The organism is Corallococcus aberystwythensis, from assembly GCF_003612165.1.
In the GTDB taxonomy this organism is placed as follows: domain Bacteria; phylum Myxococcota; class Myxococcia; order Myxococcales; family Myxococcaceae; genus Corallococcus; species Corallococcus aberystwythensis.
In genome coordinates this window covers 1-463 of the sequence record NZ_RAWK01000573.1, presented here as the reverse complement: position 1 = coordinate 463, position 463 = coordinate 1, and the positions used below count along the sequence as shown (strand labels likewise).

1 pseudogene is annotated in these 463 nt (G+C 74.3%); it reads left to right on the top strand.

Going from position 1 to position 463, the window contains the following annotated elements:
• Positions 1-463: pseudogene (locus tag D7W81_RS41515) on the top strand (tetratricopeptide repeat protein); the annotation flags it as partial.

Sequence of the window (463 nt, the reverse complement as noted above, 5' to 3'; positions counted from 1 at the left end):
CGTCCCCGAGGATCCGTTCTCCTTCGACGACGAGGTCCCGCCCGCAGCCTTCGCCTCGCCGGGCGTGGCCGCGCCCCGGGCCATCTCGCTCGACGCGGGCCCCGCTGCGCCGATGGCAATGCCGGACGACGCGTTCAGCTTCGACATGGACGCCGCGCCGCCAGCCCCCGCGCCCATGGCCGCGGAGGATGACTTCTCGGAGGTGAGCAGCGGCGAGTTCTCCTCGCTCGACACCAGCGACTTCTCCGAGCCGCGCGAGGACGTGACCCGCGTCGTCGCCATCCCGGTCCCCACCGCCGCCTACCGCGAGCCCGCCGCGCCCGTCGACTACGGCTCGAACGAACCGGCCAGCACCGCGCGCGACTTCGACTTCTCCGAAGACCCCATCGCCGCCGCCCCGGCCGCTCCCGCGGCCGACTTCGGCACGCCCGACTTCGACTTCGCGGACGACGGCACCCTGCCC